Here is a 25,280-nt window from a genome sequence, read left to right as displayed (position 1 = left end):
GCGACCGTCAGCTGAACTCCTTCTCGAAGCGCATCTCGAGCTCCTCGAGGGAGTCGTGCTTCGTCTCGGGCACGAACTTCTTGTAGAAGATGAGCGAGAGCACGTTGACCGCGGCGAAGATCAGGTAGGTGAGCGCCCCGCCGAGCTGCTCCATCATGATGGGGAAGACGATGGCGACGATGCCGTTGGCGATCCACAGGGCGCCGACCGCCATGCCCATCGAGATGCCGCGGACCTTCGCGGGGAAGAGCTCCGAGACGAGCACCCAGGTCACCGTGCCCGACTGCTTCGCGAAGACGAACAGGCAGACGATGATGAGCACGAGGTACGGCGCGAAGGCGGGCGCCCCGACGATCGAGCCGTCGTCCTGCTGGTGCGGCTGGATGAAGAGGAAGAAGGTCGCCGAGAGCAGGGCCAGCGAGACGACGATCGAGGACTCCTGGTACATGCCGATGTGGCGGCGCTCGAACCGGGCGATGAGCCAGAAGCCGACGCCCGAGCCGAGGAAGGACACGGCACCGGAGATGACATTGAGGCTGATGGAGTCGCTCATCGGCAGACCGGCCGCGTTGAGCACCTTTGGCATGTAGTACATGGCCGTGTTGATGCCGGTCAGCTGGTCGGCGAGGCCGAGGATGATGCCGATGATGAGCAGTCGTCTGGTCCACCTCGCGCCCCAGATCTGTCCGAGGCCCCACTTCTCCTGCTTCGCCTCGTTGCGCTGGATCTCGAGCATCTCGTCGACCTCGGCGGCGACGGGACCGTCCTTGGACTCGTCGCGCACGCGCTTGAGCGCGCCGATCGCCTCGGGGATCCTCAGGTTGGCGGCGTACCAGCGCGAGGATTCCGGCATGAGGCGGATGCCGATCCACAGGGCGATGGCCGGGATCGAGGCGAGGACGAGCATGTAGCGCCATGTCGACCCGTTGCCGTCGGACACGAGAAGGCCGGCGATGTGCTGGACCTTCTCCCAGGCCACGACGGTTCCCGAGGCGTAGGCGCCGCTCGGGTCGTTCTTGATGGTGACGGAGGGGCCGCTGTTCACATGGGCGATGATCGCGTTCATCGAGTACGCGAGGAGCTGTCCGCCGACGATCATGAACTGGTCGACGGCGACGAGCACGCCGCGGATCCGCTTCGGCGCCGTCTCGCCCAGGAAGACGGGCACCGTGGCGGAGGCGCCGCCGACGGCGAAGCCGAGGACGATGCGGAACAGATACAGCATCCAGATGTTCACCGAGAAGGTGCAGCCCAGCGCCCCGAGGAGGAACACGATGGCCAGCAGCGTGATGTTGTGACGACGCCCGTACTTGTCGGACAGGCGACCGCCGAAGGTGGCGCCCAGGGCGGCGCCGAAGCACAGCAGGCCGCCGACGAAGCCCTCCTCGAAGATCGTCATGCCGAGGCCGTGCGCGGCCCGGGGCAGGTGCATGTAGGGCAGGGCCGCGGCGATGACGCCCGTGTCGTAGCCGAACAGCAGCGAACCCAGCGTGGCCACTGCGGCGATCGCCCCGAGGGAGCGCTTCCTCCCGGACGGCGGCGTCTCGGCCACCAGTTCCCTGATTTTCTCCGGTGTGTAGTCATCCACCGTCAACGGTCTGGCGGACATGTGCTCTCCGTTCTCCTCGTGTCGAAGGTCTTCACCATTGATTCACCTCGTGCTGCGGATCGCGCCATCGAGATGGTGTCGGACCGGGGTACGCCGATCGGGGACGGCGGCCCGACGGGTCATGAGTCGTGGTGCGATCCCCGCACCGCAAGGATCACCTGAACTCGTGGCGCAGGCGCTCCAGCATTCTCCGGTTGATCTCGTCGGCCGTTTCGTGCCACCCGAAGACGCACACCGACAGGACGCCGTCGAAGCCGACCTCCCGCAGGGCCTGGAAGACCTCGTCCCAGGGGACCTCGCCGTTCCCGATCTCGTTGTGCTGATGGACGGTGACGTCGGCGCCCGGAGGATTGACAATGTAGCGGTTGCCGTCGTTGGCCCGATGGTTGAGGGAATCGGCGACGTGCACCTCGCGCAGCTTCCCGGCCTCGGCGGCCGTCCGGATCATACGACCGGCGTCCCCGACGCCGTCGGACAGGTGGAAGGTGTGCGGGCAGCAGTACTCGTAGCCGATCCAGTCCCGATCGGCTCCCCTGACGATCTCGAGGGCCCGGTCGTGGAGCTCGACGAAGTCGTAGGGGTGGGCCTCCATGGCGAGGCGGATCCCGTAGCGCTCGAAGACGGGGGCGAGCTCCTCGATCGAGCGGTACCACTGGTGCTCCGACTCGCGGGACCTGTTGCGGTCGCCCGAGAACTCGGAGACGACGTCCCGCACGTCGAGCTGGTCCGCGATCTCCAGCAGGCGACGCCAGTTGCGCACCTGGGCCCGGCGCTCCTGCTCGTCGACGGCGGACCAGTTGAAGACCGGGTTGAGCGTCCGGATGGTGACGCCGCTCTCCTGCTGCGCCCTGTTCAACTCGTCGATGAAGGCCCGGTCGGCCTTGGGGTAATGGTGCCAGAAGTGGAAGTCGGAGCGGGGCGACAGCTCGACGTGCTCGAAGCCGAGCTCAGCGGCCCTGCGCAGAGTGTCGGGCGTCGACATGGTCATGTAGTACATGTTCGGGTCAAGGGCGATGTCCACCATGGGGGTCTCCTCATCGAGCCAACGGCGATGTTGCCGAACCCCATATTGTCATGACAATCAGAATTTGGGAAGCCCCCGGGCCACTCCGGTTCCCGTCGGACGCGCAGCTCCCCCACCCGCCCGCTCCGCAGAAGGGAGCCGGAGGCCTACGAAGGCACCGGTCGGACCCGCCGCTGGCCGGATTCACCAGGTCTGGCGCCCGGTCTCATCAGTTGCCACACAGGCCCCGTCCCGTCCCGATCTTTGTGCTGACATTGGTTGACAGCAGGGCCGAGGGCGACTTGAATGAGTGTCACACGGCGTTCCGACAGCGACGCGGAGCCCGAACCTCGACCGCATAGGAGATGCAGCGCATGACCATCGAATACACTCCCGGCCCGCTCCTCGACGCATCGCGGAGCACCCCGACCGCCCTGTGGAACGACTCCGCCGACCCCGATGAGCTGAAGCAGTCGATCTCCTTCGGCGGCGTGGGCGCGACGTGCAACCCGTCCATCGCCTACACCTGCATCAACCAGCGCAAGGACGTGTGGCTGCCCCGCATCGCCGAGCTCGCCGAGAAGATGCCCGAGGCCACCGAGTCCCAGATCGGCTGGCAGGTCGTGCGCGAGCTGAGCGTCGAGGCCGCCAAGCTGCTCGAGCCGATCTTCGACGAGCAGAACGGCCGCAACGGGCGGCTCTCCATCCAGACGGATCCGCGTCTGGCCCGCAACGCCAAGGCCCTGGCCGACCAGGCCGAGGAGTTCTCGAAGCTCGCCAGGAACATCATCGTCAAGATCCCCGCCACCTCCGTCGGGATCAAGGCCATCGAGGACGCTACCCACCGCGGCGTCTCAGTCAACGTGACCGTCTCCTTCTCCGTCCCCCAGGCCGTCACCACCGGTGAGGCGATCGAGCGGGGCCTCAAGCGCCGTGAGGCCGAGGGCAAGGACATCTCCACGATGGGTCCGGTCGTCACGCTCATGGGCGGGCGGCTCGACGACTGGATCAAGATCGTGGCCAAGCGCGACAACCTCTTCATCGATCCCGGCCACCTCGAGTGGGCCGGCGTGGCCGCGCTCAAGCGGGCCTACCACGAGTTCCAGGCCCGCGGCCTGCGCGCCCGCGTGCTCTCGGCCGCCTTCCGCAATGTCATGCACTGGTCCGAGCTCGTCGGCGGCGACCTCGTCGTCTCCCCGCCCTTCAAGTGGCAGAAGCTCATCAACGACTCGGGCTACAAGGTCGTCAACCGCATCGACGAGCCGGTGGCCCCCGAGATCATGAAGACCCTGGAGAGTATCCCGGAGTTCGTCCGCGCCTACGAGCCCGACGGCATGACCCCCGAGGAGTTCGACACCTTCGGCGCCACCGTCCGCACGCTGCGCGGCTTCCTCCAGGCCGACGCCGACCTGGACACCCTCGTGCGGGACGTCATCATGCCCCAGCCGTGAGCCGAGAAGCCCCCGCTCGCGACCACGGGCCGAGGCGCAGCGTTGTTGCGCCTCGGCCCGTGGGGCGCGAATCCCTCTGACACCAGACAGAATCCCGAACACCACCAAGGAGCAAGGATGCTCAACATCGCCGTAATCGGTGCCGGTCGCATCGGTCACGTCCACGCCAGGACCATCGCGGGGCACCCGCAGGCCGACCTGGCCCTCGTCTGCGACCCCGTCGGGGACGCCGCCGAGAAGCTCGCGTCGCAGTACGACGGGGCGCGATCGGCCAAGGACGCCGAGGAGGCCTTCGCCGATCCGCAGGTCGACGCCGTCATCATCGGCTCGCCCACCCCGCTGCACATCCCGCACCTCCTCGCCGCCGCGAAGGCCGGCAAGGCCGTCCTGTGCGAGAAGCCCATCGCCTTGGACATGGCCGACGTCGAGGCGGCCAGGACCGATCTGGACGCCATCTCGACGCCTGTCATGTTCGGCTTCAACCGCCGGTTCGATCCCTCCTTCGCCGCGGTGCGCGCCGCCGTCGAGGCGGGCAGGATCGGCGCCCTGGAGCAGCTGACCGTCATCAGTCGCGACCCGGCCGCACCGCCGATCGAGTACGTCACGGTGTCCGGCGGAATCTTCCGCGACATGACCATCCACGACTTCGACACCGCCCGGTTCTTCCTCGGCGACATCACCGAGGTGCACGCCGTGGGGCAGAACCTCGATCCGGCGATCGAGGAAGCCGGCGACTTCGACGCGGCGGTCGTGACCCTGCGGGCCGCCTCCGGGGCCGTGGCCACGATCATCAACAACCGGCACTGCGCCTCCGGCTACGACCAGCGTCTGGAGGCCTCCGGCCATGACGGCGCCCTCTTCGCCGAGAACATCCGCCCGACGACGGTGCGCCTGTCGAACGCCGAGGTGACCGACGCCCAGGAACCGTACCTGGACTTCTTCCTCGAGCGCTACGCGGACGCCTACCGGCTGGAGCTGTCGGCCTTCATCGAGGCCGTCGAGGCCGGGACCACCCCGCCCACCGGAATCGGTGACGCCGTTGCGGCCCTGCGGCTGGCCGAGGCGGCCACCCGGTCCGCCAGGACGGGGGAGGTCGTGCGTCTCGGCTCCTGAGCCCTGCTCGACTCCTGACCCTCCCCGCGCCATGGGCCGGGTCCTGCTCACCGACAGTCCGGCGAGCAGGACCCGGCCCATGCAGTGTCCAATGTCTTGACAAATCGGATTAACGCGCGTGAAATAAGTGTGGCACGTGTCCCTCTGGAGCCATCCCGCTTCCCACCAGCAGTCCAGACACGGCAGAACAGCCCGTCGTCGTCGACGGGTGCGACCGAAGGACCACCACATGAGTCACCCACCGGAAACTGATCCGACCCGGACCCAGATCGATGAACTCGTCACGCAGACCCCCGCCTCAGGCCGACGACATTCCGTCGCCTTCGTCGCCGTCGTCGCCGTCGTCGCCACCCTGGGCTCACTGCTCTTCGGCTATGACACCGGCGTCATCGCCGGAGCCCTGCCCTACATGTACATGCCCCATGCCGCCGGAGGACTCGGCATCAACTCCTTCGAGGAGGGCCTGGTCGGCGGCATCCTCCTCATCGGATGCGCCTTCGGCGCCTTCTTCGGCGGACGCCTGTCCGACCGCTACGGACGGAGGCACAACATCCTCCTGCTCGCCGTCGTCTTCTTCGTCGGCGCGATGGCCTGCACCTTCTCCCCCAACCTCCGGGCCCTCTACCCCGCCCGCTTCGTCCTCGGCTTCGCAGTCGGCGGCGCCTCGGCCACCGTGCCCGTCTATCTGGCCGAGACCGCCCCGAAACGCATCAGAGGAACCCTGGTCGGCGTCGACCAGCTCATGATCGTCACCGGCCAGTTCCTGGCCTTCGCCATGAACGCGATCATCGCGCGCGGCATCACAGGCGGCCCCGAGGCCAGGGTGTCCACCGTCGACCCCGGCACCAGCGTGACCATCAACGGTGTTCGGACGACGATCGAGGCGGGGCAATGCTACACCTGGGACGCCCTCCAGCAGGTCGCCGACGCGGTCACGATCGACGGCGGCAACGGCAACACATGGCGTTACATGCTCGTCATCTGCTCCATCCCGGCCATCGCCCTGTGGATCGGCATGCGGATGATGCCGGAGTCCTCTCGCTGGTACGCAGTGAACCGTCGCATCCCCGAGGCCATCGGCGTGCTCAAGCGCGTGCGCGACGAGTCCAAGGACGGCTCGATCGCCGACGAGGTGAGCGAGATGATCGAGGTCAACCGCAGAGAGGCCGCCATCACGAAGTGGGGCCTCGGTCAGGTCTTCCGCACCCCCTGGACTCGGCGCGTCCTCGTCATCGGATGCTTCATCGGCATCTTCAACCAGACGACTGGCGTCAACACGATGATGTACTACGCGCCCAAGGTCCTCCAGGCAGCCGGCTTCGCCACGGAGGATGCCATCGTGCTCGACGTCCTCACGGGCCTGGCCTCCGTCATCGGCTCGGCGCTCGGCCTGTGGCTGCTGGCGCGCTTCAGCCGCCGCCGGGTCATCATCGGCGGCACCATCGGCCTGACGGTCATGCTGTGGGCCATGACGGCCGTCTTCCTCCTCGGCATCAACCCGCACCTCGACGACAGCGGCAACGTCACATCCGGCATGCCACCACTGGTGCCCTACCTCGTGGTGATCGTCATCGTCGTCTTCATGCTCTTCATGCAGGCCGGCAACGCCCCGGGCACGTGGGTCATCATGTCTGAGCTCTTCCCCGCGCGGATGCGTGGCGCGGCCATGGGCTTCGCCGTCCTGTGCATCTGGATCTCCAATGCGATCATCACCTTCGCGTTCCCCTCGATGATGAGCCGCCTCGGCCCGGTGGCCACCTACCTCGTCTTCGCCCTCATCAATGTCGTCGCGGTGGTCTACATGTACCGCAAGGTCCCCGAGACCAAGTACGCCTCGCTGGAGGAGCTGGAGGAGCAGTTCCAGCAACGCTACGCATGAGACACCCGACAGTCGACCCCTCCCGTGTAATCTGTCGGGGGCCGGATCGTCGACGGCCCCGACAGGCGAGGAGGGGCCCGTGGCAACGAGCGGACAGGACGTCACCCAGGACGACGTGGCCCGTGTCGCCGGAGTCTCGCGCAGCCTGGTCTCCCTCGCGTTGAACGGATCACCCAAGGTCGCCGCGGAGACGAGGCGACGCATCGCCGAGACCGCCACCACTCTCGGATACCGGGTCAACGCCGCCGCAGCCTCCCTGGCTCGCCAGCGGTCCAGGACCATCGGTCTGGTCCTGCCCAATCTGCGCAACGCCTTCTTCGAGCAGATCGCGCACACCTTGGGCGACGCCACGGGCGCCAGGGACCTCGCCCTCTTCGTCACGGTGGGCTCAGACCGGCCCGAGGTTCTTCACCGCGCCGTCGAAAGCCTCCTGAGCGTCCGAGTCATAGGGCTCATCCTCGTCTCCCCCTGGCTTCCGGACGAGGACCTCATCGCCATCGGCGAGGAGGTACCCGTCTGCCTCATCGGACGGCGCAGCCCCGGCGGGAGCGTCGACTCCGTACGCGTGGACGAGGAGGCCGCCGCCCGGCTGCTCGTCGGGCACCTCGCCGAGCTCGGCATGCGTTCGGTCGGCTACGTCGGGCCGCGCGTCGTGAACGACACCTCCCGCTTTGAGAGAGAGTCCGCGTTGCGGTTTGCCGCCCAAGCAGCCGGACTGACCCTCGACGTCCGCGAGTGCGACGAGGACGCCGGTCCGGCCGTGCGCGACATGCTGCGCTCCCGTCACGAGCCGCTCGGCCTCGTCATCCACAACGACATCCTCGCCATCGACGCCGTCCCCGTGCTGCGCGAGACGGATCGGCACCCGGGCATTGACGTCGCCCTCGTCTCCTACGACAACACCTACCTGGCCAGGCGCGGGGAGTTCTCCCTCACAAGCATCGACCAGCCCGAGGACGTGCTGGGGACGACAGCCGTGCGCCTGCTGTGCGAGCGCGCCGAAGAAGGGACAACCTCCGCAGGGAGCCCTCGCGACGTCGTCCTGGAACCCGCCCTCGTCATCAGGGGCTCCTCGGAACCGGACCGGGTGTGCGGCTGACGCCCCGATCATTTCACCAGACCGGGACCACGGACGACCACACGGCCGGGCATCACGCCATTGCTGCGCAACCGGGTCCGCTCTTCGAGCGAGTCAAGGCCGAGCACCACCCGCGCTGCATCGGTGCAGCCCTTTCAGACACGTTCCCCCTGATCCTGCCCGTCCGGCGCGGATGTGAAAACAGGGCATCGGGGTTGACATCGCCCAAGCCCTGCGCCCATACTCGTGACAACAGATTATTAACGCGCGTGAATACTCATGGACAAGCATTGTCACCGAAGACATGAGGAGCTTCGACATGACCACCAGAACCCTTTCCGTCGCCGTCATCGGCGCCGGCATGGCCGGCACCACCCATGCCAATGCCTGGCGTCAGGTGGGCACCGTCTACGACCTGGGACTGCCCAGGATCCGCCTGGCGACCATCGCCGACACCTACCTGCCCTTCGCCGAGGACGCCGCCGAGCGCTACGGCTACGAGAGGGCCGTCGACGACTGGCGCCAAGTCGCCGATGATCCGACCATCGACATCGTCTCGATCGTCGTCGGCAATGCCCTGCACCGCGAGATCGCCGAGGCCATGATCAAGGCGGGCAAGCACGTCCTGTGCGAGAAACCGCTGGCCGACACCCTAGAGAACGCCAGGGCCATGGCCGAGGCGGAGAGGAACGCCGGCGTCGTCACCTCGGTGGGCTTCACCTATCGGCGCAACGCGGCCGTCGCCGAGATCGCGAAACTCGTCGCCGAGGGCCATCTCGGCGAGATCAACCACTTCGAGGGCCGCTACTGGTGCGACTACGGCGTCGACCCGAACACGCCGATGGCCTGGCGCTATCGCGGCCCGATGGGCTCGGGCGCCCTGGGCGACGTCGGCTCCCATCTCATCGACACGGCCGAGACCATCTGCGGACCGCTCGTCTCCGTCTCCGGCGGCGCCATGACCACCGCGATCAAGGAGCGCCCGGTCGCCAAGGGACACGTCACCCGCGGCACCGCCCTCGACACCGTCGACCTCACGATGGAGCCCGTCACCAACGACGACGTCGCCACGTTCACCGGCCATTTCGCGAACGGCGCGGTCGGCACCTTCTCGGTCTCCCGCGTCGCCTGGAACATGCCCAATGCGATGATGATCGACGTGCTCGGCACGAAGGGTCGCGCCTCCTGGGACATGGCCCGCTGCGGCGAGATCAAGATCGACGACACCAACTCGCCGGCCGGTCTGGGCGGCGCCCGCCAAGTGCTCGTCAATCCCGACTTCCCCTATTTCGCCCGCGGCTCCTCCATGGCCTTCGGCGGTGTCGGCCTCACCCAGATCGAGCAGTTCACCTACCAGGCTCACGCCTTCCTGCAGCAGGTCGCCGGCGTCGAGGGCCTGCCGCCCTGCGCCAGTTTCGCCGACGGATACCGCGAGATGCGGATCACGGACGCCGTGGCCCGCTCCGCCGCCGCGAACGGCGCCGCCGTCGACCTCACCGGGCTCACCGACTGATCCATCCGAACGAACGAGAACGAAGGAGTCATCGCCATGGCACTCACCTACGGCGCGTACACCGCCTGTCTTCAGGACCGCCCGCTGAGCGCGGCCCTCGACGTCCTCAAGGAGGCCGGTCTGACCGGCGCCGAGGTCAACGTCGGGGGCTTCATCCCCTCACCGCACTGCCCCGTCGACGCCCTGCTCGCCTCCGCGGCGGCCCGCGAGGACTACCTCGGCGTCTTCGAGTCCAAGGGCATGGTCCTGTCCGGCCTCAACACCTCGGGCAATCCGGTCTCGCCGCTGCCGAACGAGGGACTCAAGCACGCCGAGGACATCCGCAACGCCATCAGGCTGGCCGGCCTGCTCGGGGTCAAGGAGATCGTGACGATGTCCGGCACGCCCGGCACGGACCCGACCGCCAAGTACGCCTCCTGGGTCGTCAACCCCTGGAACGGCATCGACCTGGAGATCCTGGACTACCAGTGGTCCGTCATCGTGCCCTTCTTCAAGGAGATCGACGCCCTAGCCCGCGACAACGACGTCAAGGTCTGCCTCGAGCTCCATCCGCGCAACGTCGTCTTCAACGTGCCCGCCTTCGAACGCCTCGTCGAGGAGACCGGCGCCACGAACCTGCGCGTCAACATGGACCCCTCGCACCTGTTCTGGCAGCAGATGGACCCGATCGCCGCGACGAAGCGCCTGGGCGACCTCGTCGGGCACGTCCACGCCAAGGACACGAGGATCTTCCCCGGCGTCGCCTACCGCGGTGTCCTCGACACCGACTTCGGCCACGTCCCGGCCGACGCCGAGGGCAGGACCCCGACCGCCTACGGCTACTGGTGCAGCGCCTGGCCGCAGGACCCGGCATGGCGCTTCGTCGCCTTCGGCCTGGGCCACGACACCGATTACTGGGCCGAGTTCCTGCGCGCCATCAAGACGGCGGATCCCGACATGAACGTCAACATCGAGCACGAGGACGCCGAGTACGGCAACGTCGAGGGCCTGAAGCTCTCCGCGGCCAATCTGCTGGCCGCGGCCGCCGCCGTGTGACACGGGGCGTGGCATGAACACGATGCGGACGCCGGGATCCGCTGAACGGGTTCCGGCGCCCGCATCCGCGTCACCGGCGGGCTCGTCACCTCCACGAGCGCGCGGCCGGACCCGAGGCGGGCCTAGGATCGCCCGGTGAGCGCATTTCCCGATCTCACGGCCGCGCAGTGGTCCGTTCTCGTCATCGCCGCCGTCTTCGTCGGAATCGCGAAGACGGCCCTGCCGGGTCTCGCGACCCTCTCCGTCGCCCTCTTCGCCGCCGTCCTCCCGGCCCGCGAGTCCACCGCGGTGATGGTCCCCCTCCTCATCGCGGGCGACCTGTACGCGATCTGGATGTACCGTCACGACGTCGACTGGCGGACGCTGGGCCGTCTCGCACCGGCGATCCTCGTCGGGCTCGGCACCGGCGCCCTCGTCCTGTGGCGCATCGACGACGCCGGCATGAAGCGGATGATCGGGATCATCCTGCTCCTGCTCACCGCCGCGACCCTGTGGATGATGCGCCGGCGGGGCCGACGCGGCCCCGGTCGGGGCGCCGGGACCGCCCGGACCTTCTCCCGGAGCCCCGTCGCGCGCTGGGTCTACGGATCACTGGGCGGCTTCACCACCATGATCGCCAACGCGGGCGGCCCGCCGATGACGATGTACTTCGTCGCCTCCGGATTCGACGTCATGCGCTTCATGGGGACGCAGGCCTATTTCTTCTTCCTCGTCAATGTCACGAAGATGCCCTTCCAGATCGGGCTCGGGCTGATCTCGGCGCACTCCCTGCGCCTCGACGCCGTGCTGCTGGCCCCCTTGGTCGTCGGGGCCCTCGCCGGCGGCTTCGTCATCCGACGCATGAGCACCACGGTCTTCGACGTCCTCGTCATCGCCCTGACGGTCTTCTCCTCGGTCTTCCTCCTGTTCTGAGGCCGCACCTGTCGCAACGGTGCGCAGCGCCGGCCCGCCGACGACCCCGGCCGGGGCGTGGAATGTGGAATTCGCTGCCGGTCGTGGGCACCGGACCCGACCCCCGCTCCCGGTAGGCTCAACACGCCGAGGGTCCCGGCACGAGGGGGTGAGGCCATGAGCAGGGTCACGCTGCGCGACATCGCGCTCTCGCTCGGGGTGTCGGTCTCGACCGTGTCCCTCGCGCTGCGGGGGTCCGAGCGGATCTCCTCGCCCGTGCGGGAGAAGATCGTCAGACGGGCCGAGGCGCTGGGCTACCGGACCGATCTGGCCGGATCACTGCTGCGCGCCACGAAACCGAACATCATCGGTCTGACCTGCGATGTCGAGAAGGAGCTCCACGTCGCCCACTCCCGCGAGATCACGGCCCCCGCCGAGGAGCTCGGCTACCTGGTCGTGACAGAGGACATGGCCGCCGGCAACGGGGCGAACGCCCTCGCCCGCATCATACAGCTGCACGCCCGGGCCGTGATCGTCGTGGACCCCGTCATGACGGACTCCGCCGCCTCGGCGGCAGTGGACGTTCCCGTCGTGGCGATCGGCCAGACCGCCCCGAGGCAGGACGCCGACCTCGTCATCTCGAACAACGCCACGGGCATGGTCCAGGTGGCGGAGCTCGTCGGGGACTGCTCGCATGTGCACCATTCGCAGGTGCACTATCTCGACGGGGGCCGTCCTCATCGGCCGAGCGCCGCCGCAGCGCCTTCCTCACGGCGATGTCCCCCGGCGGGCCGCGGCGCGGGTCATCCCCAGCGGGCCGACCGTGGACGCCGGATGGCGGAGCGTCCACGACGTCCTGGTCGACGCACAGCCCCTGCCGCAGGCCCTCGTCTGCTACAACGACCAGTACGCGCAGGGCGCCCTGATCGCCCTGTGGCGTGCGCGTCCGTCGGCGCCCGGGGACAACAGGGTGGTGGGTTTCGACAACACGCGCATCGCGTCCTCGAAGGCGTTCGGGCTGACCCCGGTCGACCGGCAGCCCCGGGAGGTCGCGGGAGATCGCGGGAGGTCGCACGACTCGCCCTCGACCTCGCGAACGCCCGGGCCAGGGGCGACCGGTCCGCCCCGAGGCGCCTGGAGATCGACACGCGGGTGGTTCGTCGCAGCACGGCCTGAACCGGTCGGGCGCGCCGTGGCCGGCCAGCAGCAGGGCCGAGACCCGCACCGTCGTCGAACGGGTCCGGGGGCGGCGGGCCGGTGTCCCGCCCGGTCGTGCTCAGACACCCCCGAGGTCGACGGCCCATGCCGCGTCGGCGAACTCCTCGTCCACGAAGTCGTGGATCAGCACGCCCCCGCCGGGAGCCGAACGCAGCATGCCGAGGACGGCGGGGTTCAGCCTCCCGGCGTAGGCGGTGGGATTCCCCAGGACCCCGTTGGTCGCGCTGACGCGGTTGAGAACCAGCGATCCCGGAGGATGCGCGTCCGTGTGGAGCCGCCGGATCTCCTCGAGCTTCATCGCGATCTCCGGGCCGTCCCAGTCGTCCTGGGGGAGGAGGCTGCGGTTGCCGTGCCATGGCACGGCCCACTGCCTTCCGTCGATCCTCTCCAGACCGAACTGCGGGGGTGCGCACTCGAAGGCGACGATCCGGCCCCTGATCCGACCGATCGTGGGCGACGCGGTCTCCTCGCAGGTCCCGGCCGGTCGCCAGAAGAGGTCGAGGTTCTTCGCGACGACCGCGGGCAGCGCCCTGCCGTAGCGCTCGAAGTCGTCCCTGGCCTCGTTGGCGTTCTGGACCCTCATGAGGAGGAAGTCGCGGGAGTGCTCGGCCAGACGGACCGGAGCACGTCGAGGATTCGCTCGGCGGTCGTGCCGCTGACCCACTCCCGGTGGGCGGCCACCATGGTCCGCGTCAGACGCAGGTCGAGGTAACGCACGCCGACGTCGAGCTGCTCGCCCAGCGAGAGGGCCTGCGTGCGGTAGTACGGATGGGTGCAGGCGCTGGTCATCCCGAGCCGGAGTCGGCACGACGACGGAGCTCCGCGAAGCGGACGAGCAGGGCCCGGGATCTCGGCCCACGACGGCACCGTCCCGTGGTGGCATCCCGTGGCAACATCGTGACGACCCATTTGTCTGCACAAATCCCCCGTCCTACAGTGGCGTGCGTCAGCGGGCCGGGGATCGCCCCGGGCCCGGAGTACACCGTCGTGCACGTCGCGACCGGTGTCGCGGCGTGCGCCCAGAGAAAGAGGCACCATGACCGCGATCGACACCATCGCCACCAGCGCCACCGCAGTCCGTCACGAGACCGCCCTCATCCCGGGCAGGACCATCGTCTTCATGACCACCAGCGCCTTCACGCTCGCCAGCGTCCTCCTGGTCGTCGTGGGTCTGGCCGTCGACATGCCCGCGATGATGCTCGTCGGCGCCCTCACGCTCGTCGCCGATGTCATGATCGGCATCTACAGCGGCATCAACGCGCTCGCCTCGGAGTGAGCCGGACGCCCCGGCCGATCCGGGCGGGAACGGCACCGCAGCAGCCACGGAGAAAGGGGGCGACGAGCCAGACGAGCCCATGACCGGTGAGCCACCGCAGCGCCGACGATGCACGCGCGGTGGCTTTTTCGCTGCCAGAATGGAGCGAGAAGGCCGGCCGAGGATCGAGATCAGCACATGCCCAACCCAGGACGCGCGTCGCACACCACCCAGCAGGACGTCGCCGCCCGGGCCGGAGTCTCCCGGGGTCTCGTCTCGCTCGCGCTCAAGGGCGAGGGCCGCATGTCCGACGGGACGCGCCGGCGCATCCTCGACACGGCCCGCGCCCTCGACTACCACCCGAACACCGCTGCCGCCGAACTCGCGGCCCGGCGCTCGCACCGTTTGGCCGTCGTCCTCCCCTACCTCGACAACCCCTTCTTCGACCGTCTGCTCCGGCGGCTCCGCCATCACGCCGGAGTCGCCGGTCACACCCTGGTCGTCCTCGTCTCGGACCTGGAGGACCAGCTCGAGCGGACGACGGTGGACGAGGTCCTGTCGATGCGGCCCGCCGGACTCATCCTGCCCGGCACCTCGATGAGTCCCGAGGCTCTGCTGGCCATGTCGGAGCGCATCCCGCTCTGCGTCCTGGACCGGGCGCTCGACGAGCCGTCGATCCCGACGGTCCGGCTCGACGAGGCCGATGCCGCATGGCAGATCGTCGCGCATCTCGCCGCCCAGGGCCTTCGCCGCCTGGTCTTCTTCTCCCCGCCGCGCAGCATGCACGAGTCGCTGCTCGACGAACGCCGCGCGGCGTGCCGCGAGGCCGCGACGGACGCCGGTCTCGACCTCACGGAGGTCGTCCGCGGCGACGACATGAACGAGACCCTGGCCGCGCTGCGCTCCGACTCGAAGGATCCGTTCGGGGCCGTCGTCTACAACGACATGCTCGGCATCGACCTGGTGGCCGCAGTGCTGGCCTCCCGCCTCAGGCCCGGCGCCGATGTCGCGATCGTCTCCTACGACAACACCTCGCTGGCCTCACGCCCCGAGGTCTCGCTCACGAGCGTCGACCAGTCCCCGGACCGGCTGGCCGAGGCCGCCGTCGCAGCGGTACTCGCCCCCGCCCCGGCGGCGCATGTGACGGTCCCCGCCACGCTCGTCGTCCGCGCCTCGAGCCTGCGGACGCCGCGGGGCTGAGCTCCCCCTCCGCGCGCCCCGGCCGGGGAAGAGGCCCGGAGGACCGGCGTCCCGGAGCGGGGACGACGACAGCGCACAAGCGCAGACACGAGATGAGTCAGCTCGCCCTCTTGCGCCGGGCACGAGGTGTTGCTACATTTTGTCATATCATTGATTACGCGCGTTAGCACTCCTCATGGCGCATCGCCATTCAGCGACGCTGAGCGTGCCGGTGCGGCCACGTGACGTCCGCACCCCACCGGCCACTGTCGACCGGGAAGGAGATCTCTGTGAACAGCAAGAAGCAGATCGGCATCGGCATCGTCTCCCTGGGCTGGATGGGTCGTCTGCACGCCCGCAGTTACCGCTCGGTCTCGGAGCGCTTCCCCGAGCTGGGCGCCGAGGCCCGTCTCGTCGCCGCGGCCGACCCCGTCGTCGAGGCGCAGCGGGCCGCCGTCGAGGACCTCGGCTTCGACCGGGCCTGCTCCGACTACCACGAGCTCCTCGCCGATCCCCTGGTGGAGGCCGTCTCCATCTGCTCACCGAATCATCTTCACCAGGAGATCGCGCTGGCCGCCGTCGAGGCCGGCAAGCCCTTCTGGATCGAGAAGCCGATGGGCGTGGACTCCGGCCAGTCGAGGGCCATCGCCCGGGCGGCGGCCGGGGCCGGTCTCGTCACCGCCGTCGGTTTCAACTACCGGCACGTCCCGGCCATCGAGTACATGCGGACGCTCGTCCGCTCCGGGGAGCTCGGCCGGATCACCAACGTGCGCGTCTGGTTCATCGCCGACTACAACGCCTCTCCCCGAGTCCCGCTCACCTGGCGCGCCTCCCGCGAGAAGGCCGGCGCCGGAGTCGTCCCCGATCTCATGAGTCATGGAGCCGACCTCGCCCAGTACATCGTGGGACGCATCGCCCAGGTCACCGCCATCACCGGCACCTTCATCACGGAACGTCCCATCCCCACGAAGACGGGCATCGGGCACTCCGGTTTCGAGATCGGCGACGAGACCGGCCCGGTCGAGAACGAGGACTACGTCGGCATGCTCGTCCGTTTCGAGAACGGCGTCCTCGGCACGATGGAGTCCTCCCGCGTGAGCGTCGGGCCGCGCGCCGAGTACGTCGTCGAGGTCTACGGGACGAACGGCTCGGCACGATGGAACTTCGAACGCCTCAACGAGCTCGAGGTCTGCACGACGGTCGACGGCGGCCCCACGCACGGCTACACCCGCGCCATGGCCAACCCGGCCTGGGGGGAGTGGAGCCGCTACCAGCCCGCCATCGGCACCTCCATGGGATTCGACGACATGAAGTCCATCGAGGCGGCCCAGTTCCTCCGGTCGGTGCTCACCGGGCAGCAGTTCGCCCCCTCCGCGGCCGACGCCTGGTGCGCCGCCGAGGTCGATGAGGCCATCGTGGCCTCCGCGGCCGATGGCACCTGGCACGACGTCGCCCCCGTTGAGGGCCCGACGACCTTCGACGCCTGAGAACCCCACCGCTTCCCGGTCGCGGAACCGCGACCGGGAAAGCACCCCCGCAGGAGCCTGCACCGCCGGGCCCCGGATGAACGGAGAACCATGAGCGAAGGAGCTCAGGAGACCGCGCTGAAGAACATCACCGCGGACCAGATGGAACAAGCCGTTGCGGCCACCCCGGCCTCGGGCGGGCATCGGGGCATCATCGCCATCGCCGCTGTGGCCACCCTCGGCTCGCTGCTCTTCGGCTACGACACCGGTGTCATCTCCGGCGCCCTGCCCTTCATGTACATGCCCCATGCCGCCCAGGGCTTCCAGCTCACCAGTCTCGAGGAGGGCGCGATCGGCGGTACTCTCCTCATCGGCGCCGCCTTCGGCGCCCTCCTCGGCGGCCGGCTGTCCGACCGCTACGGCAGGAGGCACAACATCACGGTGCTCGCCATCGTCTTCCTGGTCGGCGCCCTGGGCACGACTCTCGCCCCGAACATCTGGGTCATGTACCCGTTCCGAGTCGTCCTCGGCCTGGCCGTGGGCGGCGCCAGCGCCACCGTGCCCGTCTACCTCGCCGAGACCGCACCCAAACGCATCCGCGGCTCGATCGTGGCCATCGACCAGCTCATGATCGTCACGGGGCAGCTGCTCGCCTTCACGATGAACGCCATCATCAGCAACATCCAGGGCGGCCCCCGGATCACGATCGAGGCGGATCCCTCCGGCACCCTTGCCCCGGGCGAGTACGTCTACGACACGATCCAGGCCCTCCAGTCCTCGCAGGGCGGCACGATGAGCGCCGAGCAGTACCACGCCTTCCTCGACCAGCTCGTCATCTCGGGCGGCAACGGCGAGACCTGGCGATACATGCTCGTCCTGTGCTCGATCCCGGCCGTCGCGCTGTGGATCGGCATCCGGTTCATGCCGGAGTCCTCTCGCTGGTACATCGCCAAGGAGCGCCTCCATGAGGCCATCGGCTCGCTCAAACGGGTCCGGGATCCGCACCGCGACGGCCCCCTCGAGGACGAGCTCATGGAGATGGCGGAGGCCCGCCAGCACGAGCTGGCCGAGGAGGCTCAGCGAAGAGGGCTGGGGTACGTCCTCGCCACGCCGTGGCTGCGCAAGCTGCTCCTCGTCGGAATCTTCCTGGCCATCATCAATCAGACCACTGGCGTCAACACGATCATGTACTACGCGCCCAAGGTGCTGGAGTACGCGGGCATGTCCACGTCGGCCTCCATCACCGCCCAGGTGGCGAACGGCGTCATGAGTGTCATCGGCTCGGCCGTCGGCATCTGGCTCATCCTCCGGTTCCGTCGCCGCCAGATCCTCATCGCCGACGTCACGGGCGTGGGCGTCTGCCTGCTCGGCATCGCCGCCACCTTCCAGCTGGCCATCGCCCCGCACATGGCGGCCGGCAGCGCGCCGCCCTCCTGGGCGGCCCTCCTCGTCCTCGGCCTGATGGCCCTGTTCATGCTCATCGTCCAGTCCTCGAACGGCACCGTCGTATGGACGATGCTGGGCGAGATCTTCCCCGCCAACGTCCGCGGCGTCATGAACGGCACGGCCGTCTTCTGCATGTGGATCGCCAACGCGATCATCACGTGGACCTTCCCCACGATGATGGAGGGCCTGGGCGGCGGGCTGACCTACGCGATCTACGGGGTGCTCAATCTCGTCATCGCCGTGGTCCTGCTCCGCATCATGCCCGAGACCTCCGGCCGCTCGCTCGAACGGATCGAGCACGACATGGAGGAGCGCTACTCCCGACGCGCAGGCATCGGACGACCGGGGCCCGGCCCCACTCCGCGCAGCCACGGAGCAGGACACCACAAGACTCGTTCACGACCTCGATGAACCGGGCTATGGCCAGGGGTTGCGCCCCCGCTGAGGCTCCTGTGAACAAGCCTTCACGAATCATGACACCACGAATGGAATGGAGACACACCATGGCTTTCCGACTCGATCCCGCAACGGCGATCAAGGACCCGCACGGCATCCACTGGGGCATGCACCCCATCGCCTGGCGCAACGACGACATCCCGGAGGTCGGTGCCTTCAACACCCTCGACGACATGCTGCTCGACCTGGCCGACGTGGGCTACGCCGGCACCGAGTGCGCCGGCTTCTTCCCCGCGAAGGAGGAGGTCAGGGAGCGCGCCGAGGCGCGCGGCATCCGGATCGTCGCCCAGTGGTTCTCCTCCTTCATCCTTCGCGACGGCGTCGACGCCGTCGCGAAGGACTTCGAGGAGAAGTGCGCGTACCTGGAGTACCTCGGCGCGACGCGCATCGTCGTCTCGGAACAGACCGGCTCGGTCCAGGGCGTCCGCGACGTCTGCATCTTCACCGACAAGCCGGTCCTCACCGAGGAGCAGTGGCACGTCCTGGCCGACGGTCTCGACCGACTCGGCGACATCGCCCACGCCCATGGCCTCGAGCTCGTCTACCACCATCACCTCGGAACGGTCGTCCAGACCGCCGAGGAGACCATCCGCCTCATGGAGCTGACGGACCCCGCCAGGGTCTCCCTGCTGTTCGACACCGGCCACGCCTACGTCGGGGCCGGGACGGTCGCGGACCTGCTGAGCGCCACCATCGACCGGGTCGGGCACGTCCACTTCAAGGACGTCCGCCCCGAGAAGCTGGCCGAGTCCCGCGCCGCCGAGCGCTCCTTCCTCGACTCCTTCCTGTCGGGCATGTTCACCGTCCCCGGCGACGGGTGCATCGACTTCACGGAGCCCTACCGGATGCTCGTCGACCACGGCTACGACCAGTGGATCCTCGTCGAGGCCGAGCAGGACCCGGCCGTCGCGAACCCCCACGAGTACGCGGTCAAGGCCCGCGCCTACCTCGAGAGCACGCTCTTCACGCTCTGACCGGCGGGGCCGGGGAGCGCGGGCGTCGTCTCCGGCCCTCGGGCCTCTCGAACGGGAGACGTCCGACCCTCGCAGGGCCCGCGTCGCCCTCGGACCGTGACGGGAACGGCGGTCGCCGCGGGGACGGGGCAGGCCGACCGCCGTCCCCGGTGCGTCGTCATCGGCAGGAGGACGACGGCGCCCCCGAGGGCCATGAGGGCGAGGAGCCGGCAGGCGGCGGTCCAGGGCCGGCCCGTCGGCGGGCGTCCCACGGACGGGCCGGGGCTCATCCCCTCGAGCGGGCCCGGGCGCCGTCGTCCGCCCTGGCGGCCCTGCGCTGAAGGGCGGCCCACTCGTCGCGCAGCCCGACCGTGCGATGGAACAGGCGCTTCGTGCGAGGATCGGCGGCGAAGTAGCCGAGCCGCTCGAACTGGACGACACGGCCCGGCTCCACGTCGGCGATCGCCGCCTCGCCCTTGGCTGAGTCGAGGAGCTCGCACGAGTCGGGGTTGAGGTCGTCGAGCGGCTCCCCGGTGGCCTCACCGGGGTTCACCGCGGTGAACAGACGGTCGTAGAGCGCCACCCGGACGTCGACGGCGTGGGGGGCGCTGACCCAGTGCATCGTCGACCTGACCCGGCGTCCATCGGGAGCATTCCCCCCGCGCGTGGCCGGGTCGTAGCTGGCGTGCACCTCGACGATCTCGCCGTCGGCGTCCTTCACGACGTCGGTGGCCGTGACGAGATAGGCGCCGCGCAGGCGCACCTCGCGCCCAGGCGCCAGACGGAAGAACTTGGGCGGGGGCACCTCGGCGAAGTCCTCGCGCTCGATGAGCAGTTCGCCGGTGAAGGCCACCTCGCGGGTGCCGTCGTCGGGGTTCTCCGGGTTGTTCGTCAGCCTGAAGTGTTCGACGACGGGCGCGCCGTCCTCGTCGGTGGGCCAGTCGTCGAGGACCAGGCGCAGGGGCCGTGTGACGACCATGCGGCGCTGGCTCGTCGTGTTGAGCTCGCGGCGCACGAAGGACTCGAGCTCCTCGATGGCGTGCCGGGAGTTCGTGCGCGTGGTGCCGACGTAGGTGCAGAAGTCGCGCACCGCCTTGGCCGGGTAGCCGCGCCGGCGCAGCCCGCGCAGCGTCGGCATGCGCGGATCGTCCCAGCCGTCGACGACGCCTCCGTTGACGAGCGCGGCGAGCCGGCGCTTGGAGGTGATCGTGTGGGTGAGCTCGAGGCGGGCGAACTCGATCTGACGCGGCTTGTCGGTCGGCAGCGGCAGGTGCTCGAGGAACCAGTCGTAGAGCGGGCGGTGGGCGTCGAACTCGAGGGTGCACAGCGAGTGGGTGACGCCCTCGATGGCGTCGGACTGGCCGTGCGCCCAGTCGTAGGTGGGGTAGATCGGCCACCGCGTGCCGGTCTGGTGGTGCTCGGCGTGGCGGATGCGGTACATCACCGGGTCGCGCAGGGCCATGTTGTCGGCGTCCATGTCGATCCTGGCGCGCAGCACACGGGAGCCGTCCGGGAACTCGCCGGCGCGCATGCGGGTGAACAGGTCGAGGTTCTCGGCGACCGTGCGGTTCCGGTAGGGGCTCTCGACGCCGGGGCGCCCGAAGCCGCCGCGCTGGGCCGAGATCGTCTCGTTGTCCTGGTCGTCGACGTAGGCGAGGCCCTGCTCGACGAGCAGGAGGGCCCACCGGTAGAGCTGCTCGAAGTGGCCGGAGGCGTGGAGGACGGCGCCGGGCTCGTAGCCGAGCCAGGCGATGTCGTCGAGGATCGACTGCACGAACTCGGGGTTCTCCGCCACCGGGTTGGTGTCGTCGAAACGAAGATTGCACACGCCCCCGAACCTCTCGGCCGTCCCGAAGTCGACGGTGATGGCCTTGGCGTGGCCGATGTGCAGGTAGCCGTTCGGCTCGGGCGGGAAACGCGTCCGGACGCGCCCTCCGTGGACGCCGTTCGCGAGGTCCTGCTCGACCGCGTCGCTGATGAAATCGCCGGCGCCGCCGGCCGCCTCCTCATTCGCCATGGCGGTCAAGTTAGCACGCGTCAGGACCCCCGCAGCCCGCAGTGACCACCGTCCCGCGACGGCGCCGTTCACTGCGGCGTCGACGCATGCCACTGCGGCGATGCGTTGAAGTGGTCCAGCCGCCAGCCGGTGCTCGTGAGGGCCAGCCCGGTGGAGCAGCAGTTGTCCATGGAGTCGAGCCGCCACACGGCGTCGACGCCCCAACCGACCATGGCCGCAGCGCCCATCCTGATGGCGGTGCCGTGCGAGAAGACGAGCACGACGCCCTCGGGCTCGGACTCGTGGATCCGCTCGAGGGTCCGGCTCACGCGCCGCTGGACGAGGGCCCCGGACTCCCCGCCGGGCCACTGGACGTCCCGGCCCGTGCGCCATCCGGCGAGCCGCGGGTCCATGGCCAGCACCTCCTCCCAGACGCGGCCCTCGGCGTCGCCGAAGTCCATCTCCGCGAGCCGACCGTCGGTGCGGATGTCCAGGCCTGTCAGGGCCGCGACCTCGGCCGCCGTGTCGTGGGCGCGGCTCAGCGGGGAGCTCCAGATCGCGACCGGCTCGAGCGAGGCGTAGTAGGGGGCGGCGGCCCGCGCCTGCCGTCGGCCGTTCGCGTTGAGGGGGATGTCCGTGGCCCCCTGCCAGCGCCGCTGGACGTTCCACTCGGTCTGACCGTGGCGCACCATGATCAGACGGGGCCTCACCGACATGCTCTCCCCTTCCCTTTCCCTCCGACCGGCCGCATCGGACCGGCCGCCCGTACCAGCCTATGGGCCCGGCAGGCCGCGCGGGCGGACGCCCGGACGCGCGGATGCCCCGCGGGCGGGCCGAGGCGGCGCCGCAGGCGGGCGTTGGCGTAAACTCCCCGCAGAACTTCTCTCAACGACGAAGGACAACCATGAATCGTCGCACCCTGCTCTCCGCCGCGGGCCTCGCCGCGCTGGCCGGCCCGCTGGCCGCCTGCTCCTCCGACTCGAGCAGCTCGGGTTCCTCGTCGTCGAGCTACTCGATCGGCATCATGCAGATCCTCACCCACTCCTCGCTGGACGCCGCGAGGGAGGGCTTCAAGGCCGCCTTCTCCGACGCCGGCATCACGTGCGACGTCGACGAGGAGAACGCCCAGGGCGACCAGACCACCGCGACGAACATCGCCACGAAGTTCGCCTCGCAGAACCTCGACCTGGTCCTGGCCATCGGCACCCCGGCGGCCCAGGCCGCCGCCCAAGCCGTCACCCAGATCCCCGTCCTGTTCACCGCCGTCACCGATCCGGTGAGCGCCCAGCTCGTCGCCTCAGCCGACGCCCCGGGCGGCAACGTCACCGGGACGAGCGACATGAACCCGGTCGCCGAGCAGATCGGGCTCATCAAGCAGATCAAGCCCGAGGCCGCCTCGGTCGGCTTCCTCTACTCCTCAGGCGAGGTCAACTCGCAGGTCCAGATCGACCTGGCCCGCGCGGCCGCCGAGGACCAGGGCCTGAGCGTCCAGGAGAAGACGATCACCAACACCGCGGAGCTCCAGCAGGCTGCCGAGACCCTCGACGTCGACTCCCTCTACGTGCCCACCGACAACAACGTCGTCTCGGGCCTCGCCACGGTCGTCGCGCTGTGCGAGGACCGCAGGATCCCGCTCATCGTCGCCGAGGGCGACTCGGTGCGCAACGGCGGCGTCATCACCTACGGCATCGACTACGTCAAGCTCGGCCGCCAGACCGGCGAGATGGCCATGCGGATCCTGCGCGACGGCGCGGACCCGGCCACCATGGCGGTCGAGACGCAGTCCGACCTGACCGTCTACGTCAACGAGTCGGCCGCGTCGGCCATGGGCGTCACGATCCCCGCGGACCTGCTCGACGGCGCGGAGAAGGTCGGCTGATCGGCTCATGCTCGGCGCCATCGAACTGGGCCTCCTCTACGGGCTCATGGCCCTCGGTGTCTACCTCACCTTCAGGATCCTCGACTTCGCGGATCTGACGGTCGACGGCAGCTTCACCACGGGCGCGGGCGCCTGCGCCCTCATCATCACCCACGGCGGAAGCCCCCTGCTGGGCACGCTCGCCGGGTTCGGCGGCGGTCTCGCCGCCGGCGCCGTCACGGGACTGCTCAACACCAAGGGCCGGATCCACCCGCTCCTGGCGGGCATCCTCACCCAGATCGCGCTCTACTCGATCAACCTGCGCATCATGGGCAGGGCGAACCTGCCGCTGCTGCGCGCGACGACGCTGTTCACCCCTCTGACGAACGGCAGGCTGATGGGCACCGGGGTCTCCATCGTCGTCCTCGCCGCGGTGCTGGCCGTGTTCGTCCTGCTCATGGACTGGTTCCTGTCGACGAACCTCGGATTCGCGATGCGCGCCACCGGCGACAACGAGTCGATGGCCCGGGCCAACGGCATCAACACCGACACGATGAAGATCGTGGGCCTGGCGCTGTCGAACGGCCTCGTGTCGGCCTCCGGCGCCCTCATCGCCCAGTACCAGGGCTACGCCGACATCTCGATGGGCATCGGCCTCATCGTCGCCGGCCTGGCCTCGGTGATCATCGGCACGGCGATCTTCGACTCCTCGCGGATCGCCGTCGCCACGGCGGCCGTCTGCTTCGGCTCGATCGCCTACCGCGTGATCATCCAGCTGGCCCTCATGGTGGGTCTTCAACCCAACGACATGAAGCTCGTCAGCGCGGTCATCGTCGTCCTGGCCCTGCTCATCCCGCGCTGGGGCGTGTTCGCCAACACCCGCGCCCGACGGCGCGCCCGCGGCCTGCCGGCAGAGCCCGACGTGACGGCGCCGATCGAGGACCGCGACCCCCTGTCCGGTCTGGTGAAGCCAGGAGCCTGAGATGCTTGACGTGGTGAACATTCACAAGGCCTTCCTCCCCGGGACGGCCAACGAGAAGGTCGCCCTGTCGGGGGTCACCCTGCACTTGGCCGCCGGCGACTTCTGCACCGTCATCGGCTCGAACGGCGCCGGCAAGTCCACCCTGCTGAACGTCGTCTCCGGGCGGTACCGGCCCGACGGCGGCACGGTGAGGATCGATGGCCGGCGCGTCGACCGCCTGCCCGACCACACAGTCGCCCGGTACGTGGCGCGCGTCTTCCAGGACCCGATGGCCGGCACCGCGGCGCACATGACGATCGAGGAGAACCTCTCGCTGGCCATGGGGCGCGGCACCACCCGCGGCCTGGGCCAGGGCGTCACCCGCGCCAAGCGCGAGTTCCTCCGCACCCAGCTCAAGGTCCTCGAGCAGGGCCTCGAGGACCGCCTCACCACGAAGGTCGGCCTGCTCTCGGGCGGCCAGCGCCAGGCGCTGTCGCTCGTCATGGCCACCTTCGGCGATCCCAAGGTGCTGCTGCTCGACGAGCACACCGCCGCCCTCGACCCGCAGCGGGCCGAGCTCATCACGAACCTGACGCGCGAGCTGGTCGCCGAGAAGGGCCTCACGACGCTCATGGTCACGCACAACATGGAGCAGGCCCTGCGCCTGGGCAACCGACTCATCATGATGCACGAGGGGCGGATCATCTTCGAGCTGAGCGGCCAGGACAAGGCCGGCGCCGGCGTCGAGGACCTCATGGCCGAGTTCGACCGGATCAAGGGTGCTCAGCTGTCCGACCGCACCCTGCTCACCTGAAGCCCTGCTCCGCCCACCGACCGGACAGGATTGAGTCGGGTACGCTTAACTCTGAGGAATGAATGGCGCCCCGGCGGCGTTCCACCCACTGATGAGCACCGCGTGC

At 69.1% G+C, this 25,280-nt stretch carries 19 protein-coding genes and 4 pseudogenes; 17 read left to right on the top strand and 6 right to left on the bottom strand.

What is annotated here, in order from left to right; translation table 11 throughout:
- Positions 1–7: 7 nt before the first annotated feature.
- Together EGX94_RS12470 and EGX94_RS12465 are read right to left on the bottom strand one after the other, a co-directional pair.
- Entirely contained in the window at positions 8–1,555 is a 1,548-nt protein-coding gene (locus EGX94_RS12470) for an MFS transporter (protein WP_196807760.1), read from the bottom strand.
- Between the two features lie 208 nt (positions 1,556–1,763).
- On the bottom strand, positions 1,764–2,633 hold the full coding sequence (locus EGX94_RS12465; protein ID WP_021797673.1) for a sugar phosphate isomerase/epimerase family protein: 870 nt from the start codon (positions 2,631–2,633) through the stop codon (positions 1,764–1,766).
- Between the two features lie 353 nt (positions 2,634–2,986).
- On the opposite strand from EGX94_RS12465, the gene EGX94_RS12460 reads away from it, so the two are divergent.
- The 9 genes and pseudogenes from EGX94_RS12460 to EGX94_RS14470 form a co-directional block, all read left to right on the top strand.
- The gene (locus EGX94_RS12460) at positions 2,987–4,063 is read left to right on the top strand and encodes a transaldolase family protein (RefSeq protein ID WP_021797688.1); all 1,077 of its coding nucleotides are present in this window, start codon (positions 2,987–2,989) and stop codon (positions 4,061–4,063) included.
- A 117-nt stretch (positions 4,064–4,180) separates the two neighbouring features.
- Positions 4,181–5,176 (top strand): inositol 2-dehydrogenase, encoded by a 996-nt coding sequence (gene iolG / locus EGX94_RS12455; RefSeq protein ID WP_021797669.1) that lies wholly within the window; start codon positions 4,181–4,183, stop codon positions 5,174–5,176.
- A 229-nt stretch (positions 5,177–5,405) separates the two neighbouring features.
- Entirely contained in the window at positions 5,406–7,055 is a 1,650-nt protein-coding gene (locus EGX94_RS12450; protein ID WP_021797665.1) for an MFS transporter, read from the top strand.
- A gap of 79 nt (positions 7,056–7,134) precedes the next feature.
- Entirely contained in the window at positions 7,135–8,154 is a 1,020-nt protein-coding gene (locus tag EGX94_RS12445; protein ID WP_021797694.1) for a LacI family DNA-binding transcriptional regulator, read from the top strand.
- A gap of 298 nt (positions 8,155–8,452) precedes the next feature.
- Positions 8,453–9,646, top strand: coding sequence for a Gfo/Idh/MocA family protein (locus EGX94_RS12440; RefSeq protein ID WP_021797698.1), 1,194 nt, complete (start codon positions 8,453–8,455; stop codon positions 9,644–9,646).
- A gap of 36 nt (positions 9,647–9,682) precedes the next feature.
- The gene (locus tag EGX94_RS12435; RefSeq protein ID WP_021797664.1) at positions 9,683–10,681 is read left to right on the top strand and encodes a sugar phosphate isomerase/epimerase family protein; all 999 of its coding nucleotides are present in this window, start codon (positions 9,683–9,685) and stop codon (positions 10,679–10,681) included.
- 135 nt (positions 10,682–10,816) lie between these two features.
- Positions 10,817–11,593 (top strand): sulfite exporter TauE/SafE family protein, encoded by a 777-nt coding sequence (locus EGX94_RS12430; protein WP_021797679.1) that lies wholly within the window; start codon positions 10,817–10,819, stop codon positions 11,591–11,593.
- Positions 11,594–11,749: 156 nt separating this feature from the next.
- A pseudogene (locus tag EGX94_RS14475) lies at positions 11,750–11,836 on the top strand (LacI family DNA-binding transcriptional regulator); the annotation flags it as partial.
- Between the two features lie 430 nt (positions 11,837–12,266).
- Positions 12,267–12,566, top strand: a pseudogene (locus tag EGX94_RS14470) (substrate-binding domain-containing protein); the annotation flags it as partial.
- A gap of 282 nt (positions 12,567–12,848) precedes the next feature.
- On the opposite strand, the gene EGX94_RS12420 reads toward EGX94_RS14470, so the two are convergent.
- The gene (locus EGX94_RS12420) at positions 12,849–13,373 is read right to left on the bottom strand and encodes a PI-PLC domain-containing protein (protein ID WP_021797681.1); all 525 of its coding nucleotides are present in this window, start codon (positions 13,371–13,373) and stop codon (positions 12,849–12,851) included.
- On the bottom strand, positions 13,370–13,579 hold the full coding sequence (locus EGX94_RS12415) for a hypothetical protein (protein ID WP_051383795.1): 210 nt from the start codon (positions 13,577–13,579) through the stop codon (positions 13,370–13,372). The genes EGX94_RS12420 and EGX94_RS12415 overlap by 4 nt, the downstream gene beginning before the upstream one ends.
- A gap of 247 nt (positions 13,580–13,826) precedes the next feature.
- On the opposite strand from EGX94_RS12415, the gene EGX94_RS12410 reads away from it, so the two are divergent.
- From EGX94_RS12410 to iolE, 5 genes and pseudogenes are all read left to right on the top strand, one after another.
- A complete protein-coding gene (locus tag EGX94_RS12410) occupies positions 13,827–14,066 on the top strand; it encodes a hypothetical protein (protein WP_021797684.1) in 240 nt (79 codons plus the stop codon).
- A 177-nt stretch (positions 14,067–14,243) separates the two neighbouring features.
- Positions 14,244–15,245 carry a LacI family DNA-binding transcriptional regulator gene (locus EGX94_RS12405; RefSeq protein ID WP_021797662.1) on the top strand — a complete coding sequence of 334 codons (1,002 nt, stop codon included), beginning with the start codon at positions 14,244–14,246 and terminating at the stop codon, positions 15,243–15,245.
- Positions 15,246–15,562: 317 nt separating this feature from the next.
- A complete protein-coding gene (locus EGX94_RS12400) occupies positions 15,563–16,711 on the top strand; it encodes a Gfo/Idh/MocA family protein (RefSeq protein WP_051383796.1) in 1,149 nt (382 codons plus the stop codon).
- 141 nt (positions 16,712–16,852) lie between these two features.
- Positions 16,853–18,457 (top strand): annotated as a pseudogene (locus tag EGX94_RS12395) (MFS transporter); the annotation flags it as partial.
- A 182-nt stretch (positions 18,458–18,639) separates the two neighbouring features.
- Positions 18,640–19,566, top strand: a complete 927-nt coding sequence (gene iolE / locus EGX94_RS12390) for a myo-inosose-2 dehydratase (RefSeq protein ID WP_043121767.1) — start codon at positions 18,640–18,642, stop codon at positions 19,564–19,566.
- Between the two features lie 265 nt (positions 19,567–19,831).
- On the opposite strand, the gene EGX94_RS12385 is transcribed toward iolE, so the two are convergent.
- Both EGX94_RS12385 and EGX94_RS12380 read right to left on the bottom strand, forming a co-directional pair.
- The gene (locus EGX94_RS12385; protein WP_028707218.1) at positions 19,832–21,562 is read right to left on the bottom strand and encodes a glutamine--tRNA ligase/YqeY domain fusion protein; all 1,731 of its coding nucleotides are present in this window, start codon (positions 21,560–21,562) and stop codon (positions 19,832–19,834) included.
- A 68-nt stretch (positions 21,563–21,630) separates the two neighbouring features.
- Positions 21,631–22,257 carry a histidine phosphatase family protein gene (locus tag EGX94_RS12380; protein ID WP_021797683.1) on the bottom strand — a complete coding sequence of 209 codons (627 nt, stop codon included), beginning with the start codon at positions 22,255–22,257 and terminating at the stop codon, positions 21,631–21,633.
- Between the two features lie 188 nt (positions 22,258–22,445).
- Between EGX94_RS12380 and EGX94_RS12375 the strand changes: the two genes are divergently transcribed.
- From EGX94_RS12375 to EGX94_RS12365, 3 genes and pseudogenes are all read left to right on the top strand, one after another.
- Positions 22,446–23,420 carry an ABC transporter substrate-binding protein gene (locus EGX94_RS12375; RefSeq protein ID WP_021797680.1) on the top strand — a complete coding sequence of 325 codons (975 nt, stop codon included), beginning with the start codon at positions 22,446–22,448 and terminating at the stop codon, positions 23,418–23,420.
- Between the two features lie 7 nt (positions 23,421–23,427).
- Positions 23,428–24,381, top strand: a complete 954-nt coding sequence (locus EGX94_RS12370; protein ID WP_021797678.1) for an ABC transporter permease — start codon at positions 23,428–23,430, stop codon at positions 24,379–24,381.
- Positions 24,382–24,490: 109 nt separating this feature from the next.
- Positions 24,491–25,174 (top strand): annotated as a pseudogene (locus EGX94_RS12365) (ABC transporter ATP-binding protein); the annotation flags it as partial.
- Positions 25,175–25,280: the final 106 nt, after the last annotated feature.

Source organism: Propionibacterium acidifaciens (assembly GCF_003798325.1).
Classification (GTDB): Bacteria; Actinomycetota; Actinomycetes; order Propionibacteriales; family Propionibacteriaceae; genus Propionibacterium; species Propionibacterium acidifaciens.
The sequence above is the reverse complement of the archived record's forward strand: the minus strand, read 5'-3'. Positions and strand labels throughout refer to the sequence as shown.

What these genes read in the sequence shown, in the direction of transcription:
- EGX94_RS12465 (WP_021797673.1), bottom strand. Translation starts at nt 2,633, where the DNA reads ATGGTGGACATCGCCCTTGACCCGAACATGTACTACATGACCATGTCG.
- EGX94_RS12460 (WP_021797688.1), top strand. Translation starts at nt 2,987, where the DNA reads ATGACCATCGAATACACTCCCGGCCCGCTCCTCGACGCATCGCGGAGC.
- iolG (WP_021797669.1), top strand. Translation starts at nt 4,181, where the DNA reads ATGCTCAACATCGCCGTAATCGGTGCCGGTCGCATCGGTCACGTCCAC.
- EGX94_RS12450 (WP_021797665.1), top strand. Translation starts at nt 5,406, where the DNA reads ATGAGTCACCCACCGGAAACTGATCCGACCCGGACCCAGATCGATGAA.
- EGX94_RS12440 (WP_021797698.1), top strand. Translation starts at nt 8,453, where the DNA reads ATGACCACCAGAACCCTTTCCGTCGCCGTCATCGGCGCCGGCATGGCC.
- EGX94_RS12435 (WP_021797664.1), top strand. Translation starts at nt 9,683, where the DNA reads ATGGCACTCACCTACGGCGCGTACACCGCCTGTCTTCAGGACCGCCCG.
- EGX94_RS12420 (WP_021797681.1), bottom strand. Translation starts at nt 13,373, where the DNA reads ATGAGGGTCCAGAACGCCAACGAGGCCAGGGACGACTTCGAGCGCTAC.
- EGX94_RS12415 (WP_051383795.1), bottom strand. Translation starts at nt 13,579, where the DNA reads ATGACCAGCGCCTGCACCCATCCGTACTACCGCACGCAGGCCCTCTCG.
- EGX94_RS12410 (WP_021797684.1), top strand. Translation starts at nt 13,827, where the DNA reads ATGACCGCGATCGACACCATCGCCACCAGCGCCACCGCAGTCCGTCAC.
- EGX94_RS12405 (WP_021797662.1), top strand. Translation starts at nt 14,244, where the DNA reads ATGCCCAACCCAGGACGCGCGTCGCACACCACCCAGCAGGACGTCGCC.
- EGX94_RS12400 (WP_051383796.1), top strand. Translation starts at nt 15,563, where the DNA reads ATGGGTCGTCTGCACGCCCGCAGTTACCGCTCGGTCTCGGAGCGCTTC.
- iolE (WP_043121767.1), top strand. Translation starts at nt 18,640, where the DNA reads ATGGCTTTCCGACTCGATCCCGCAACGGCGATCAAGGACCCGCACGGC.
- EGX94_RS12385 (WP_028707218.1), bottom strand. Translation starts at nt 21,562, where the DNA reads ATGGCGAATGAGGAGGCGGCCGGCGGCGCCGGCGATTTCATCAGCGAC.
- EGX94_RS12380 (WP_021797683.1), bottom strand. Translation starts at nt 22,257, where the DNA reads ATGTCGGTGAGGCCCCGTCTGATCATGGTGCGCCACGGTCAGACCGAG.
- EGX94_RS12375 (WP_021797680.1), top strand. Translation starts at nt 22,446, where the DNA reads ATGAATCGTCGCACCCTGCTCTCCGCCGCGGGCCTCGCCGCGCTGGCC.
- EGX94_RS12370 (WP_021797678.1), top strand. Translation starts at nt 23,428, where the DNA reads ATGCTCGGCGCCATCGAACTGGGCCTCCTCTACGGGCTCATGGCCCTC.